Source organism: Symmachiella macrocystis, from assembly GCF_007860075.1.
Classification (GTDB): Bacteria; Planctomycetota; Planctomycetia; order Planctomycetales; family Planctomycetaceae; genus Symmachiella; species Symmachiella macrocystis.
In genome coordinates, this window is the sequence record NZ_SJPP01000004.1 from 46,278 (window position 1) to 62,935 (window position 16,658).

Genomic DNA, 16,658 nt, shown 5'->3' on the forward strand with positions numbered 1-16,658 from the left:
CACGCTTGCCACAGCGACTCGCGCGCAAAGCCCACGCGGTGTGTTCGCCTTGAAATCGAGATTTGCACCGATTTCTAGTAAATATCGCAACGCGTTTCTGGACAGGTTGTTGCAGTGCCAGCGCATAGCTGGATTCATGCTTAAATCGGCCTCCGCGATGCTAAAACATGCCTGGAAGCGACGCGCAATTTCGTTCTCTTTAGTAGGGGAAACTGGTGTACCCATTTCCTCCCTTGTCAGCCTGAACGCGCTTTGTCGGCGACTCGTGATGTCAGTCTTCACAGTGCCGTGTTTGTCCTAGACTTCGAGGAGCGTGGAAATGACAACAAAGAGAATTGGTATTAGCGGCATCTGTCTCTTGAGTCTGGTCTTAGCCTGTTCACCTACACGTGCCAATTGGATCGACACGTTTGACGGTGGCTTGGATCAGACGTGGTACTTCGGCAATAGCCCCGCATCCTCGACATTTTCCGCCAGTACGGTCGGCAATGTCCTTCGGATTGAAGACCCGGCGCCGGTTTTTAGTGGTGGATCGGCGTTTGGCTTCGGGTATGTCAACGAAACGTTTTCTAACGTGCGTGTCTCGGGCATTGTAAACCCTGGCGACCTGACCAATGTTAACTCCGATCACACATTAATAGCGCGGGCCAATCCGAGCGTACTTTCGGCTTATGCTTTGACCTTAGACTACCGAAATGACGCCACAGGTGATTTGCAGGGCACCGTAATCCTCTCCAGAATTGATCCGAGTGCTGTGACCAACGATCTGGTCATCGAAAGTATCGGAGAGAGCGACTCATTTTACCTTGAATTTGATGTGTTTGGATCAACTTTGACAGGACGCGTTTATGACCAACCAGGCGGGACGCTTTTGAAAACGGTTTCTGCATCAGACAGTGCCTTTGCAAATGGAGTCTCTGGAGTTGCGGCCAGTGCGGATTTCTTTGATGAACCTCTCCTCGCAGAGTTCGACAACGTCGCATCGTCGGTTATTTCTGCCGCACATTTTGACGTGACTATCCAACCCAGCGCAGATTCGAACGACATTGTCTGGACCGTGAAATGGGATTCCTTGAATGGCATCCCGGCAGACGACTTCGGGAGTTATGCCTGGGATGCCATGGACCCGATGACCGGTGATGTTGTCGCGACCGCCCCTTGGGGGAGCGCCGTGAAGGAACTCTATTTTGACGATATCGGCGACCCATTCGGGGCTGCCTACTCCTTTGGAACCAGTCGGGGGTTTGGCGATGCTATTGGTGGAGTGAGCAGCGATCCATCCGGATGGGGCGTCGGTCCCGACTACGACGGTGGTGTTTCAAATAATGATGACTTGTTCATTTTCAACACGCTCTTAGATTCAACCGCTTCCTTTCCGACAAGTGGGGAGTTCGTTCTGACGGTTTCTGGTGCCAATTTGAGCAATTACAACCTCGGTACTTACACGAACAACCCGTTCGTCACTGTTACCGTGACAGATACACTCTATATCGCTCCTGTCCCCGAACCCAGCACCTTTGCTCTACTCGGTCTCGGCAGCCTTGCCTTGGTCGTTTACGGCTGGCGACGCAAGCAGCATGACTCAACGTGCGTTGGGAAGTCGCTCTCCTAATTCCCTAAAGAAAGAGTCGAACGTAGATTTCTTTCTAATTTCACCCTAAACATCCAGAGTATCTGAGATGGCGAAGCATTCACGAAACCGACTTTCTGCAGCAGTCACAATGACGGGACTCATGGTGTTGCTCGCGTGCTCGAATGAATCGGTTCAGGCCGGTGATTGGTTGAGTTTCCACACTGGTGGCGAAGGCGTATTTGTGCCGGCTAACTTGGGTGTCGGTGATCCCGCTGAACACCCGACAATCATCGGCGATGGGGATGGATTGGCGACGTATGACGGTACTCCGACGGGCAACGAGTTCCGCCTGGACGGTGAATTGGTCGGTGACGGATGGGACCGCCATTTTGGAGCTGCCCAAAGCCGCACTGCAGGCATCGCACGTGGCGATCTGGTGTTTTATCCGTATCGAACCGCTGCCAATCCAGACGGTTCGGGACAAAAAATCCACATTATGGAAACCCGTGCCGGCGAAGTGTGGTTCAAGTACACGGGCGTCTTCACGCTCGATCCGAATGACGGCGAGGCAGGTACTTTGATCAGCCGCTCAGGCTTCAGAATTGTCAGTGGCACCGGGTTGTTCGAAGACGCTCGAGGATGGGTGTTTGTCAGGACCGAAACCAGTTTGGCCGATGTGTTTCCCGATTCGGATGGGAATTTGAACGCGCCGTTCCGCTACGACTTTGATGGATTTATTAAATTGGCCGACGACTGACGCTCAGTTGGCAAGGGGGGCCGCATTGGGCCCCTTATTTCCGCAGCTTTCATACGGGCGGCGCGTTTTTTCTGTTTTGTGATGGGTCGCCTTAATGCTGGCTCATAGGGGGAATTGTGATGGGAGCGGGTAACGCACAGAATCGTCTCCAGGGGCAAAGTCACGAACCCAATGCCTATGAACTGTGGTTGGGAGTCCCCGAAAGCGAGCAGCCCCCCAACTTTTATCGGCTACTCGACCTTCCGCCGCTGGAATCCGATCTTGCCAAAATTGAGCAAGCGGCGAAACGTTGCGTTAGCCTAGTTGAAGGTCATCTTGACAGCGGAAACGATCGTGCCGCCAAGAAATTGCTGAAGCAGATCGGCCATGTGCGTCAGACACTGCTTAACGTGGAGGACAAGGCACGCTACGACGAAAAGCTTCGCGCGAAACTGAGCGGCGATTCAGATAAAATGCGTTCCGAATCAGCGGAGCGGTTCATTCTGAATATGAGCAGTGACGATTTTAATAAGCCCCGTTGGCTGCCCGAGCAACTCCTGGCGACAATCGCCGTTGCCGCATTAGGAATTCTCGCCATCAGCGTCGCGGTGATTGTTTGGCAGTCCGCGTACGAGAACGTGGCCGTTTCCGTTACCGAAAATTCGCCACCTGGCACGGATCCACCCAAAAGACCTCCTAATTCACAGCTAGGTCCACGGGGATCTGTCGAAGATGACTCTTCACCTGGCGCGTTGGAAAAGCTGCCAGTTGAGCCAGTGGTTCCCAATTCGACATCGGTTGCTCAAAACGATACGCTCCCAACCGACGTCGCTCACAAACCTGAACCGGGTGAGACGCAACCCGGCGATGCGAGCTTGAGCGAATCGGACGATTCGCTCAAGGGGCCCATTCCCGGGACGCCTGCAACAATATCCAGTATGAAATACCCATCCCGTTTCAAAAACGTTGGCCCGAAGATCGAGCTCACCCCTCAGGACGTCTTGGCGGAACGTGACTTAATAATTATCGAAAATCAGTTAGTGCTGCGCGAGGAACTCGAAATCAAGACTTCGATGAAAGCAATCGAGGAACTGGGAAATGACATCAGCAAAGCACAGAAAGCCCAAAAGAGCATCCAAGGGAAGATCGGCGGTGTCGATAAAACAGTCGCCCGGCTTACTGGCCAGATGATGAAATTGAATGCGCGGATGACAAAGCTCGGTCCGAACAATGTGCTGGGAAACAACAAGATTGTCGCCGAAATGAACAGCATAAGCGGCAAGCGCGACATTGAACTGAAGGACAAGATGAAACTCAACGCGGACCTGGAGGCAGCCCGCGTAAAAGAAGGCCAAGCACGTGGGACTTACATCGAGAATATTTTGCAGATGCAACGCTTAGCCGAGCGAATTGATGAAAAATATCGACAGCTCGTTGATGACCCAGAAGTACAGCGTTCTCTAGCTGCATTCAACCGCAATCTTAACGATGACCAGAAATTTACATTCCAGCGATCCACTCAACTCGAACAACATTTGGCACAACTCAAGACCATGGCGACCGCGGTGTTGTCCGCGGTCATTCCGATTCGACAGGGACGGGGCAATAGTCTGTATGTCGATGTGACGTTGAACGGCGACAAAACGATTCCAATGGTGCTTGATTCCGGCGCGAGTCTGGTTTGTCTACCGCACAAAGTGGCGATCGCCGCCGGAGTGGAATCGAAAGATTCGGATGCGAAGATTTTGCTCCAGATTGCCAATGGTGAAACAATCAAAGGGACAGCTGTGACGATCCCAACAATGCGCGTTGGGAAATTCACGGTACAGAATGTAGACGCTGTTATCATTGGTCCCGAAGCACCGAGTGCTCCAACCTTGCTGGGGATGAGTTTTCTGCGCAACTTTCAATTCAAAATCGACCCCGCTGCAAATGAGTTGAAACTGATTAGCATCAACATCGAATCTCGCAAAATGATCAAGAACAAGTGACGGTGGCTGCGTGTGGAGAATCTATTATTAAACTCGGGCGGACAAGAATAGGGGTTGCGTGCCATGGCCATTTCCTTCTGCTGTCCTCATTGTGAGAATATTCACATCTTTTCAGACGATCTGGCCGGCAAGCGGATTCGTTGCCAGAGCTGTCAGCAATTCGCGACGCTCACGACCGATGGTTCTGATGTGGATTCCTCGCCGTCAACACGCCGCTTGTCTCTATTAGCACGCATGAATCGGTGGCACGTTCTAATCGTTGGATCGGCAATCATGGCTTGCTTGCTCATCGCGTTAGCGGTGTTTCGTGTTGGGCACGAGAAAGACTTGACTGCCGCGGATACAAATGGCAGCCTACCCTCTCCTTCCGGCGCCCCGTCGCTAAGCCCCAAAGTTAATAACGACGCCGAAAACGATACTCCCCCCAGATCAGGAGATGTCGCTAGTAATGTCGAAAAGCCCGACGTCGACTTACCATTGCCCAGCAAAGTTTTGGTCTCACCCCCCACGATCCCCCCGAGCCCACCAGAACGGATTACAAACTCAATTGGCATGCAACTGACACTCGTCCCTGCCGGTGATTTTCAAATGGGGTCACCCATAATGGAGAGTGGCCGCGATGAGGACGAACTCTTGCATAAAGTCGCGCTGAGCGAACCGTATTACATGGGGGTTTTTGAGGTCACGCAAGAAGAATACCGTACGGTTATGAATCGGAGTCCGAGTTACTTCTCCTTACAAGGAAAAGGCCGAGAGAAAATAAAGACACAAGACACCGCACAATTTCCCGTAGAGTGGGTTTCGCGTGCGGAGGCTATGGAATTCTGTTCCAAGCTGTCTCTTCGCCCGGACGAGCGTGCCGCAGAACGTATCTATCGCCTTCCGACGGAAGCGGAATGGGAGCGCGCGTGTCGGAGTGGACAAGAAAGCCAACCATTCAGTTCAGGAGATTCGTTATCCTCCACCGAAGCGAATATTAACGGAAAGTACCCCTACGGGGGTGGCGCTGTTGGGCCTTATTTACAGAGGACGGTGAAGGTCGGCTCCTATGCGCCAAACCCGTTCGGGCTATACGACATGGACGGTAATGTATCTGAGTGGTGTCACGACCAATACGACGCATCGTATTACCGTTATGCGACTGAAAGTGACCCCCAAGGTCCAACTCACGACATTCGAGTCTACGCCTGTCGAGGTGGAGCGTGGTGCTTTGGAGCGACCACTTCGAGATCTGCACACCGAAATTACCGTCCGCACTTACGAGCAGATAAGAATCGCGCATTCCATTGCAATTACATTGGATTTCGTGTTGTCTGCCCCGTTCCGATTGCCTTCCGAAAACCGATTTTCGGTGTCGGAAATAAGGATGCACCCAGTCTTGAAGAGTTGTTGCAGAAATCCAATGAGTTGGAGCAGAGCGGCGATCTTCAAGGTGCTGTGCAACGTGTTGAACGGTACTTGAAACTATTCCCGCACCAGCGGGAAGTCGTCCTCCGGCTCGCTGAGCTTGAACAACGGTGGGCTGAATCGCTCGAAGACACTGGCAACGCGGAAAGGGCTGCAGAGCATACTGCCCTGGCAGGTCAAGCCATAGACAAGATCGTGGCATCGTTCGAGACCTTGTCTGAGTCCGAACGAATGACCCTGCGACCGACGTTATTCTGGCTCGCACGAGTTTCTGCAATAAACGGCGATTCCAAACAGATGCGAACCAGACTCAAATTGTTATTCGGCGCTGCATATGCCGCGATTGAGCCGATTGCTAGTGAAACAATTCGTCAGGCTTTGAGATCCAGTCCTGGGTTCCCGGCTTTTGATAAGCAAATCTATCAGGAAGCTCTGACACATCAGGAACAAGGCGCCTACGAACATATTAAGAAATTTGAAGGGTTCGAATTTGACTTTCAATTAACAGATTTGGACGGTAATAAGGTCAACCTCGACGACCAACACGGTAAAGTCGTCATTGTCGAATTTTGGGGAACGTGGTGCCCGGACTGTCGTGATGTCGTGCCGCACCTGATCGGCCTAAAACAAGACTATGAACAAAAAGACTTTGAGATCATAGGAATCAGCTATGAACGCATGCCTCCGGATAAAAGCCAGAGTTCGGTCGCAGAATTTCTTGACAAATCGCAGATCAACTATATTTGTCTGATTGGGGACGGGAATGATGAAGTGCGCAGCCAGATCCCTGGTTCTAGTGAATACCCGACACGGTTGTTTGTGGATCGTAATGGAAAGGTGCGAATGCGAGTTACCGGCTATCAGTCGCGACTTGAACTGGAATCGTTCGTGAAGGCCTTGCTCGATGGGAAGCAAGGAAAAGGTCTCAATATAATTGAGCCAATAGAACGGAACTTGCAACCACAGCCGAATCCGGCCGCACAAAAGAAAGCTGCAAAAAAACTTCAATTGGCCAAAAAGTTTGAGTCCCGTCAGAAGTCTGAGGTATACAAGAAGTGGTTGTTGGAAATCGTGGAGGAGTTTCCAAATACAAGTGCGGCTGCTGAAGCGGCTAAATTATTGGAGAATTTGGGAACCGCCTCTAAACCATGACTAACGCAGTTTGAAATCCGGACAGAAAATGTGAGCACAACAACCCGCGGAAGTGCTCATCGCTATCGCAGATTGCGGTATTCGTAGTGCTCAACTGGTACACTCACATGGAATACGCTAGGCCACGACGTGAGCTTCATTTTCGCTCCCGTTTAGTGTCCCCCAGAGCGTCGATGGGTTTGGTACGCGAGGCCGTCCTGGGTAAAACTCTCTGGGCCGAAACATTTGGATAGGGCGCCGTCGCGCAATGTCACACGAGTACGTTTGCCCAGTAATTAGCGGCAGCGTCGGGCGCGTCCAGCGAAGGTGCCAAGTCCGATCACACCGACTGCGAACAACACAAGTGACGAAGGCTCAGGGACAGCGTGTACGACGCCCGAGATCGGTGTGTCGCTTACGAGCCAGGAGCCGAATGTCGAGCTGCCGCTAGCATCCAGTGGGTTGGCATACTGGGCGAGCGTCGCATACCCCAGCGTCCCGGCCGTGTCGACACCCATGCCAGGCATTGCAACGCGGTCGTTTCCCAGTACATCGATAATGTCCGCCGACAAGCCATAAGTCATAATCGAGTCGATTCCAACATTGAACCCAGCATCGGGCGCGCCCATCAAGCCTTGCAAATACGAGGCTCCCGAAAAGTTGGCGGTCGTGTAGTTGGTGGAGCTGTTGCCGCTCGCTGCAATATCGACGAAGCCCGCACTCTCCCATAGCTCCCGCACCTCATCGCGCGTCGCCAGCCGAAAGCCCTCGAACTGCCCACCGGGTAGCAGTTCGGACTGGATTTCCTGGAAGCCGAGCCCAGTGGACAGGGGCATGTCGAGCCATACATTGCCCGTCACCAAGTCCAGCGACCGTGAACCGTCACCGATCGAAATAACCAGTGGCAGATCGGTGTCGCGCACCAACCAGGAGCCGAATGTCGAGCTGCCGCTAGCATCCAGTGGGTTGGCGTACTGGGCGAGCGTCGCATACCCCAGCGTCCCGGCCGTGTCGATGCCCATGCCAGGCATCGCAACGCGGTCGTTGCCCAGTACAGCGATAATGTCCGCCGACAAGCCATAGGTCATGATCGAGTCGATTCCAACGTTGAACCCATTGTCGGGCGCGCCCATTAGGGACTGAAGCGCATTGATCGCTGAATAATTCCCCGGCTGATAGTTGATCGACGAGTTGCCGCTGTTCGCGATGTTCGTGGCGCCAGCGTTCTCCCAGAACGTGCGAACCTCGGCGCGCGTCGCCAGTCGAAAGCCTTCGAACTGCCCACCGGGCAACAACTCGGACTGGATCTCCTGGAAGCCGAACCCTGTCGAGGCGGTCATGTCCAGCCATTCGAGGCCAGTCTGGCCGTCGAGTGTCACAGTTCCCCCTCGTGCGCTAATGATGGCGGCATTCGCCTGCTGGGGGAAGCCCAGCCAGCTGGAGGCGCCGACCACGAATGCCATCAACAAACCCGCAGTAGTTTTCCGCATTACTCAGATCCTCCAGAAAAGTACCCGGTGCAGTACCGTGCCCCCACCGGTTACGAGAGAAATGTTCGCGAATATCGCCAAGCTAGCACGTGTTGTCTCCGTTAAGCAAGTAAAAACTTTCCACGGTGGTCGGTTTTAGTTCGACCGTGTGTGGTAAGCGGTGCGGTTGCAACCCTGTTTGAACTTTTTCAAATAGATCTTTAAATAGTCATCGAGGGAAATCAAACGGTCACCATCACGATCAAGCCGTTGAAATGCCATGCTGTCTCCGATAAATTTGCGGCTCGAAATGTCCCCATCCCGATTCCGATCCATTGCAAGGAACCATTCCGCGGTGCTGACCATCTGATTGTTGTGATGATCCAATATTTTGAGGATCGCCGACTCCAAAGCTGCTGACGATAGAGCAAGTCCCGCACTGATGGTCACCCCGCCGAGCCGCGACCGGCAAACCACAGTTGCCAGTTTGCGAGTCTCGCGAACAGAACCAGCAGCGAGTGGAAACTCCGTTCCATCCTGAATGAGCCCCTTCAAATTCACGGTTTTCTCGGGCTGTTCAAAGCTATTGCTATACCGCTGCGACGCTTGCCACACGCACTTGACCGGCCGAAAGCGGCTCTCTCGGCGCATTAACCCCTGCAGACCAAGAGATGCTCGTTGTTAGCTTCAATTGAGTACCGGTACCGGAACCGATTCGAGGATTTCTTTGACAATTTTCGGACCGGAATCAATGTCGACCGCCAGTCGGACCTCCAGAATTGGGCCGGCGACATGTTGAATGTCATCAGGAACCACGAAATCCCGGCGTTGAAGGTGCGCCCACGCTTGCGCGGCTCTCTGCCAAGTGAGTAATCCCCGCGGGCTCAATCCGAGTGTGACGTCGCGATGGTTTCGCGTGGCAGTGGCAAGTTCAACAAGATACTTTTGGACGTTCACGTCCACACTAACTCCTGCGACGTGCTGCTGCAGCATTTGTAGCTGAGCCGGATCGATGATCGCTTTCGAGGCTGTGGGGTTTTGTTCTTGTGGGCCGACATGCGCCGCTAGCATCGAAAGCTCGCTGCTCGGATCGGGATAACCGATGCGCAATTTCATGGAGAAGCGGTCGAGTTGAGCTTCCGGAAGTGGAAATGCTCCGTGGCTCTCAACCGGATTCTGGGTGGCGATGACAATGAACGACTTGCTCAACGGGTAGGTTTGATTATCGATCGTCACTTGCCGCTCGGCCATCGCTTCAAAGAGCGCGCTTTGTGTACGGGGTGTGGCTCGATTGATTTCGTCGGCCAGCAGCACATCGGAGAAGATAGGCCCTTCGCGAAACTCGAAACTGCGCGACTTCTGATTGAAAATGTTAAACCCGGTGATATCACCTGGGAGCAAGTCGGGAGTACATTGCACGCGGGCAAACTTGCCTCCCACGACCCTGGCAACCGCTTTCGCTAAAGTCGTTTTTCCCAGCCCGGGAAGATCGTCGAACAAAATGTGCCCCCGCGACAGTACGCAGGCGAGCACGAGTTCCACGATATCTGACTTGCCGATCAACGCTTCGTTGAGTGACAACCGTAGACCATCGATGGTTGATTGATATTGGCAGTGGCCTTCTGTGCTCTGGTCCGCTTGATTTCTTGAATCCATTGTTTCTAGCTTCGTCATTGCTGAAGGTCTCCTTGTTGGGCCCAAGAACGTAACTGTGGCGTTCGCAGATGCTGAATGGCGTTTCTGCAAGCATGGGCCGTTTGGTCACGATCGGTGGTTTGTAAAGTCGCGGGAGCATACAGAGTACGCTCCAAGATATTGATAAAAAACGATAATTGATTTCTTGATTTTTCCGACAGTCCTTCGGAGCGATCGAGGTACCATTGACGAACAGTCACTGTCGCCGGGCGCGGCAATCCCGCCAGCCAGGAGCGATACTCCAACATGTACAGGGTGGCTCGAATTCTGTGGATCGGATGCCCCCAACGCCAAAGCCGGATTAAGCTGATGAAGCCCCAATCGAGCCAAGTGAATCGGGTGTACCAAATACTAAAAAGTACCAATCCCCCACTGAGAAGCAGCACAACATTCGCTTTCAACCAGCTCAGCATGGCAGCCGCGAGCTGAGCGAATTGTTGCTTCCAGGTCAAAACTTCCGGCGGAGGTTCGTAGCCGGGTGTCGGTTCTATAGCGACCCACTTGGAGCCACCGACTCCGACTTCCGCCCAAGCATGAACGTCCTCCGGTAAGACGATGGTCTGCCCTCCGGCTCGATCGTAATTTTGGGGATCAGCATAGAATCCGGTGACGAGCCGGGTCGGATATCCTTGTGAGCGGAGCATGACGGCTGCAGTGGTGGCAAACAAATAATCCGGGCCGCGCCCCGCATTCAGAAAATGGCTCACCACATCGTCGCTCGCTTCCGGAACTGTTGCGAGAGAATCACGTGTGAATTCCGATCTCAAGTGCGAAACGATCGCTTCCACTTGCTGCCAACCTCGGGGGACCCCCTTGGTCCACTCCGCGGCGAGCGTGGCCGCCTTTTGGCTCTGAGGAGGAATTTCCAGATGCCGCTTCATGGTTGTAGACGTGATCGCTGCCCATGAATTTTGTTGATCTTCACGGAATTGCCGCGGTGTCCGAAAGCTCTCAGTGAAGTCCAACTCGCGTAAGCTGGTGAGATTCACCTTGGCGGATTGGGTATAGAGCACTGTCAATTGCGGGATCAAGTCGCGTTGAGGCAGCTCCACGACACCATCTGTCGACCAGCCGTAGAAATCCACGAGGTCGATCTTGTCGATATGCACAGCTGTGATTTGGGGAGGAGAGGGGACACGTTTAGTCTTGAGGTTAATTAATTTCACACCATGAGTTTCCAGACCACCCGGAATGGCAAAGTTGGCTGCGGGTTGTACTTGCACCCATGGCTTCTCATCTTGTCTCTGAAGTGAGAGATTGGAATGATTTAATTTTTCGTTGGAATGCTCCCAGTCACGACCGTTGAAGGTGTCGAACCGCTCGATCGCCAAGTGCAGTGGTACACGACCGACGACATGCAATAAAGCCGGGGCTTTGCGATCTTTGAGATCCGATTTGGTTCGCTCGACCATTCGCCGAACAGTGGAAAATTCTTTGCCACTACGTTCCGTTTTTGCAGTGCGTTGGTGCGTGATTTTCATGTTGCCCTGCGGGAGCCCCATGGCACGCTCTCGTTTTTTGGGAGGTTTCAGCGGCTCACCGTATGCTTCATTCATCATGTCGTATAAAGAGGGCATTTCGGATTCGAGAAATAGGTCGCTTTCAACCGGTCCGAAACTGTTAGCGTCTTCTTGGGCAGCGACCATCGCGTCACCGTCACCGACTCCAGAACGTGCCAAATCATTGCTGTCGCTGTTTCCGCCAGAAGTCGGCATAAAACCGCCCAAAACGTATGTGGCCCCACCGGTCGTGCCGAAGAGCGCCGCCAGTAGCAGCAGTCCCCCTGCAACGCTCGCCAATACAGACGAACGGACCGGTAGGCAGCGGTCGGAACGGTGTGAGGCGTAAGTATTGCTGACTCGCTCCCAATAACGGGCCATGAGCCACCACAGCATCATCACACCGAATAATCCCGCCAGAACAAAAACTACAGGCTGCGAACAAATGATTAGGACATAAAGCGTCAGAAAACTGCTGATCAAACAAGCGACTTGTTGGCAGCGACGCCAATGCGAGTAAGCCGCAGTGATCAATCCGGCATTTTGGAGAGTCGTCAGCATCAGTATTTCCGGCGCCTCTCCCAATCCAATGGCGCGAGAAAAAAGCTCCGTGAGCATTGACCACAACACCCAAGCGGTGATGATCACCGGGGCATATTGAATCAGCTTGTTCTTGGGGGATTGATCTTCACGGAGGAACCACCAAATGCCCCAGGGCAAACCGGCTGATAGCAAGGCCGAGACGATTAACAAACTAACGGATCGCGTGGATTCAAAGCGGGGTATGAATAGGGCGATGGCGGCCACAGTTGCTAGCAACAGGGTCCCGAATTCCGACGTGTGTTTGGATAACGGTTGCACGTGCGACCGCGGCACTGGAGAGGCGCTAGCTTTAATTGACTGACCAGTTGTCATGGCATTGCCTTTCCCATTGATGTCGAAGTTGTTGGGAGGTGTCCTCAGAGATGTCGATCCACATCCAAGGTTTGGTACTTCGGACAGCGGATTGTGGTGTTTCAGCGCGGTTGAAATCGTAAGGTGGAGTTTGCCCATGGTTTTGCGGAGTTGATCCTGGATCCAAAACGATCACGTGAAATGAAGCGATTTCGCCCAGCCATGATGACCTGCCGAGACGTTCCCAGCCGGCAACGGTTGTCACGAAGAGAGTCATTTGAGCTCGGTCACCGGTGCTGACGGTAATGCTTCCTTTTGGTGCAGCAGGCAAGGGTGTGTAACGAGCCAAGCGATCATTGATTTGTTGGATGGCGGCGGTGGCGGCGGGAACTGCTTGACGCTCGTCATTGAGTTCACAACTCAAATCACAAGCGTGGCCATGAAACTCTTGGCAGAGGCTGGCTACAGTCCTCAGACCCCAGTCGAGTAATATTCGATCTTGGGGGGTCTGATCAGCAAACGCCCAAGGATCAAGTGTCACGACAATCATCTGCCGCGAGGCTGTCTGACGCTCACAGACAATCAATCTGTCTCGACGAGCCGTTTGCGTCCAATGAATCCTCCTCAGCGAATCCCCTTCTCGATAATCGCGAGCGGAGAGAATATCACCGTCGTGGCCCGCTCTATCCACAAAGGCTCCGACCGCCGAGAGTCGCTCTCCTTGAAGTAGCGGCAACGATTTCAAATCGACGCAACGAGGCCAAACGATCAACTGTTCGTTCAAGGCAATCGGCTGATGGGCCTGCCACAAACCGAAAGGAAATCCCGTGCCCAATAACGGTGCCTGTAACGGATAGACTCCACGTCGAGGAGGTACATACTCAAACGTGAATTGGGTTTTAGACCAACCGCTGACACTGGCCAAAGCCGTTGTCGCGGTTTCGCTTTGGATTTCACCGGCGCTTTCGAAGAAACCTCGTTCAACCAACAGTCCCCAGACCGCCCAAGGCCAACGGTTGGTTACAACGAGTGTGACCTGTATCGAATCCTGTTCGCGACAGCGGCGTCGATCAAACTCGATTTCGGCCGTCAATCCCCGCATGGCCAACCAAGGCCATGCGACACCCAACGCAGTCACCAACGAAACGACTCCACAGACGAACCAGCCTTGTGGAACCGCAAAGAGACCAATGACCGCCGATGCGATCGCAGCTAGCACAAACCAGCCGATCGGTTGCTTCAGCCAGTAGACATATTTGTTTGCCCATGGACAATAATCGTAGTTCCCGACCGCCATAATACGGTCGGTGATCTTTGATAGAAATTCCGACAGATTTCGTTTCATTCGGATTCCTTCAGAATTTAGCAAGCAGCCTGAAACCGGCCGACCGGCTCATAAATTTTTTAAACAGCATCGGGTCGGAAGTGGAAAGATTTTGTTGTAAAACTAATTCAACCCAATCATGCGAAATTCCGAGCGACATTTTCTGTAAGTTTTTTCGACGTAGGTGATCATGGTTCGCGCTTCTTGAAAACGGCCTGCCACCACATAATCCTCCAAAGTGTCGAGACTGTAGAGAACCTCCTCCACACTCTCTTTCTGAGCCTCGGTCGGCTCTTGCCAGCGGATCAAGACGCTCGTTGTCAGTTTCTCTGCATGACTGCGTAATTGTTCCAAACGACGTCGAGACTCGCGTACGTCCTGATCTCGAACGGCGTCATACGCGCTGATGCGAATATTGCTCATGTCGTCGAACAAATCATCGGAGGGTGGGTAATATAAAAATAGACCGACGATTCCCAAGACGATCGAGCAAACCGCTCCTACGAAATAGAGCTGCAACGGTGTTAATCTGGGGTTCCAGGGAGAATAAGCAGTCGTAGCGATCTCTTCTTGGTCATTGCGCAGGAGATGCTCGATGCTCACTCGATCCCCCAGGAGTCTTAAGACGATTCCCAGCAGGGCCAACAATATAAACAGTCCCAAACCACAGATTTGATCGATCGTGATTTTTCGAGTGACTTCCGCCCAGACCCAACCGATATTCGATTGATAATCACTGACAAGCGCTAGCCGTGTGAAGGGGTCGAACGCGTGCGTATGATCAGCGACAGTGGCGTTTCCGCTGATGATCGTGCGGTCTGCCGTTAATCCGATCGCTAACGTCGCTCCGATCAACAGTGAGACAAACAACAGCAGCGACTTCATTCCGTAATCACGGCGGAGCCAATTCGCGACACCCACGTTGGCTCCCGCTCCGAGAATGATGAGGGCAAAGGCCGCGCCCAAAGAGTAACCGTCCCGCACGATGTGCCCGAAATGCATCATGACCTCAGTTGGGGTCACGTATACGGGAATCGCTACCAAACCCATGATGACCGGCGCGAAAACGTTGTCGCGCGTCAACCCCGTCTGCAAAACGCCGTGCGGCAAAAATGCTCCCAAGAATCCGACAGCCAGCAATGCTAAGCCGTAATCGATCGCAGCCGGTCCCACCAATGACCGAGCCGTCGTGCTGCCCATCACAGCCAGGCGATCAATACTGCGGCGGGGCGCTTGCTCAAGATCTTCCGGATCAATGTCCTGTTTTTCGGAAACGACGCGATTCCAGATCAAGCCAATCCCGACGGAAACCACGAATGTGCCCACCGCAAAATACAACAACATCACAGGAGCGATGTGACTCAGCCCGTAGACAATCGACACGGGGTTGAGCACAGGGGCCACCAGTACAAAACTCAACACTGTTCCGCTTGGTACCCCTGCGCGACGGAGTTCTCGAGCTACCGGCAACGCTCCTAATGAACAAATCGGCAAAAGGACACCCATGGCCCAAGCACGAAACGGGCCTGTCCAATGCCCGACGCCTAGCAAGCTCCGCACGCGTTGGGCTCCCACCAAACCACGTAATATTCCGGCTGCTAAAACACCCGCGACCAGAAACGGTGCTGCATCAACCATGGCCTCGGTGATTCTCAGCACCGCACTCCAAAAGGTTGTATTGAAGTCAGTCAGAAAGCCGCGATAGCCGGCTCCGTCTGCAAAAATTGGCAGGAAAAACATGGTTACTTCTCATCCTGTTGGTGATGCTCATGTTCGCTCTCTGAGTCTGTACCCTGACGTGTGATTGAGAAGCTGAAGTTCATCCGTTCTTGGCCCACCTTTAACTTGGGAATCACAATCATTAATTCTTCAGCATCGGGATAGACATCATTAAGATTTGCGGAAAACTTTAAGGGCTGACCATCGATGTCTTCAGCGGCAAAGCGAATCTCTTTGGACGTTGGCCGCTTCTCACTGACTGCGTCCACTAATGCAACAATCTCGCGGGTATCGGGTCGATAATCTTCAAGACCGCTGTGGTCAGATTCTCTCGCCAAGAAGAATTGAACCTCCCCGGCATGCAGCGGCATGACCTCCGCGAAATAATGTCTCGCCCCATCTTTATTGTGTGTATGACCAACTTCGACCAGCTCACCGCCGTGGAGCGGTTGGGCTTTGCTGTGATCATGGGCATGTGAGTGTAATCCGTGATGATCTTCGTTGTGGCTATGGTCTTCAGGGACAGGCTGAGAAGTGGATTCTCCGTTCTGGTTAGTCTCATCGGCCGCTGTCCCACATCCGCAAACGCTGCCGCACAATGCGATGATCATGCTCAGCTGAAACGTCAACGCGCGCATTATTCCTGCCTTTCTGGATCAAAATAACTCTGAACCTCTCACGCTCGCGCTACGAAGAGCGGGATTCATCGAATGACTCTATAGTGAATACAAGCACGGCCTTTGCGGCAGCATTCGCCGGACGTAAGTCGATGCAATTGCCGGGTCTTGTTGGTTAAACATGACAACACGATCTGCACAGCGACGCCGTCTTCCCAAGCTGAGCTTGGACGCAATCCGTATTCGGATTGACATCAACGAAATGAATCAGTTGCGCAATGAAGCACCGCAGAGTAAAGCTGCTGCAAAACCGGCGATGCTGAGCAACTGCGATTCAACTTAGTCGCGTGCTGCTAGAGAGCAACATGGCGGAGCACGGGACCGGCTGAAGGCCGGTTTGAAAAGCGGGCGTTTCGGCTGGGCAAGACCATCCGTGAAATGCACAAGGCCGAAAGCCGATGAGAGGGTGACTATTGTGCACAGGCTCTGCGACTGGCAAAGCAGCTTACAGATGGCACAGTCAGAAGGATCGTGCTTCTTCGGGGTGGGCGTAGGCGTATTTCTCGGATTTTCGCTCGCATGGTGTTCGTGCCCATGACTGTG

At 53.2% G+C, this 16,658-nt stretch carries 12 protein-coding genes; 5 read left to right on the forward strand and 7 right to left on the reverse strand.

All coding sequences use genetic code 11. From position 1 onward, the window contains the following. Positions 1-319: 319 nt before the first annotated feature. The 5 genes from CA54_RS27620 to CA54_RS27635 all read left to right on the forward strand — a co-directional run bounded on the left by CA54_RS27620 (position 320) and on the right by CA54_RS27635 (position 6,859). Positions 320-1,612: a PEP-CTERM sorting domain-containing protein gene (locus tag CA54_RS27620; protein WP_146374256.1), complete on the forward strand. Its 1,293-nt coding sequence runs from the start codon at positions 320-322 to the stop codon at positions 1,610-1,612. A 109-nt stretch (positions 1,613-1,721) separates the two neighbouring features. Next, positions 1,722-2,330, forward strand: a complete 609-nt coding sequence (locus CA54_RS27625; RefSeq protein ID WP_146374257.1) for a hypothetical protein — start codon at positions 1,722-1,724, stop codon at positions 2,328-2,330. Continuing rightward, positions 2,327-2,425 (forward strand): H-X9-DG-CTERM domain-containing protein, encoded by a 99-nt coding sequence (locus CA54_RS30290; RefSeq protein WP_390817715.1) that lies wholly within the window; start codon positions 2,327-2,329, stop codon positions 2,423-2,425. The genes CA54_RS27625 and CA54_RS30290 overlap by 4 nt, the downstream gene beginning before the upstream one ends. A 24-nt stretch (positions 2,426-2,449) precedes the next feature. Then, the gene (locus CA54_RS27630) at positions 2,450-4,300 is read left to right on the forward strand and encodes a retropepsin-like aspartic protease family protein (RefSeq protein WP_146374258.1); all 1,851 of its coding nucleotides are present in this window, start codon (positions 2,450-2,452) and stop codon (positions 4,298-4,300) included. A gap of 63 nt (positions 4,301-4,363) precedes the next feature. Then, a complete protein-coding gene (locus tag CA54_RS27635) occupies positions 4,364-6,859 on the forward strand; it encodes an SUMF1/EgtB/PvdO family nonheme iron enzyme (protein ID WP_146374259.1) in 2,496 nt (831 codons plus the stop codon). Positions 6,860-7,134: 275 nt separating this feature from the next. On the opposite strand, the gene CA54_RS27640 is transcribed toward CA54_RS27635, so the two are convergent. From CA54_RS27640 to CA54_RS27670, 7 genes are all read right to left on the reverse strand, one after another. Then, positions 7,135-8,328, reverse strand: coding sequence for a PEP-CTERM sorting domain-containing protein (locus CA54_RS27640; protein ID WP_146374260.1), 1,194 nt, complete (start codon positions 8,326-8,328; stop codon positions 7,135-7,137). A 135-nt stretch (positions 8,329-8,463) separates the two neighbouring features. Next, on the reverse strand, positions 8,464-8,958 hold the full coding sequence (locus CA54_RS27645; protein WP_197532906.1) for an EF-hand domain-containing protein: 495 nt from the start codon (positions 8,956-8,958) through the stop codon (positions 8,464-8,466). Positions 8,959-8,994: 36 nt separating this feature from the next. Next, positions 8,995-9,963, reverse strand: coding sequence for an AAA family ATPase (locus CA54_RS27650; RefSeq protein WP_146374404.1), 969 nt, complete (start codon positions 9,961-9,963; stop codon positions 8,995-8,997). A 14-nt stretch (positions 9,964-9,977) separates the two neighbouring features. Next, positions 9,978-12,416, reverse strand: coding sequence for a transglutaminase-like domain-containing protein (locus tag CA54_RS27655; RefSeq protein WP_197532907.1), 2,439 nt, complete (start codon positions 12,414-12,416; stop codon positions 9,978-9,980). Beyond that, positions 12,394-13,740: a DUF58 domain-containing protein gene (locus CA54_RS27660; protein ID WP_146374263.1), complete on the reverse strand. Its 1,347-nt coding sequence runs from the start codon at positions 13,738-13,740 to the stop codon at positions 12,394-12,396. Before CA54_RS27660 ends, CA54_RS27655 begins: the two co-directional genes overlap by 23 nt. 102 nt (positions 13,741-13,842) lie before the next feature. Continuing rightward, the gene (locus CA54_RS27665) at positions 13,843-15,459 is read right to left on the reverse strand and encodes a permease (protein ID WP_146374264.1); all 1,617 of its coding nucleotides are present in this window, start codon (positions 15,457-15,459) and stop codon (positions 13,843-13,845) included. 2 nt (positions 15,460-15,461) lie between these two features. Then, the gene (locus tag CA54_RS27670; protein WP_146374265.1) at positions 15,462-16,076 is read right to left on the reverse strand and encodes a hypothetical protein; all 615 of its coding nucleotides are present in this window, start codon (positions 16,074-16,076) and stop codon (positions 15,462-15,464) included. Positions 16,077-16,658 lie beyond the last annotated feature (582 nt).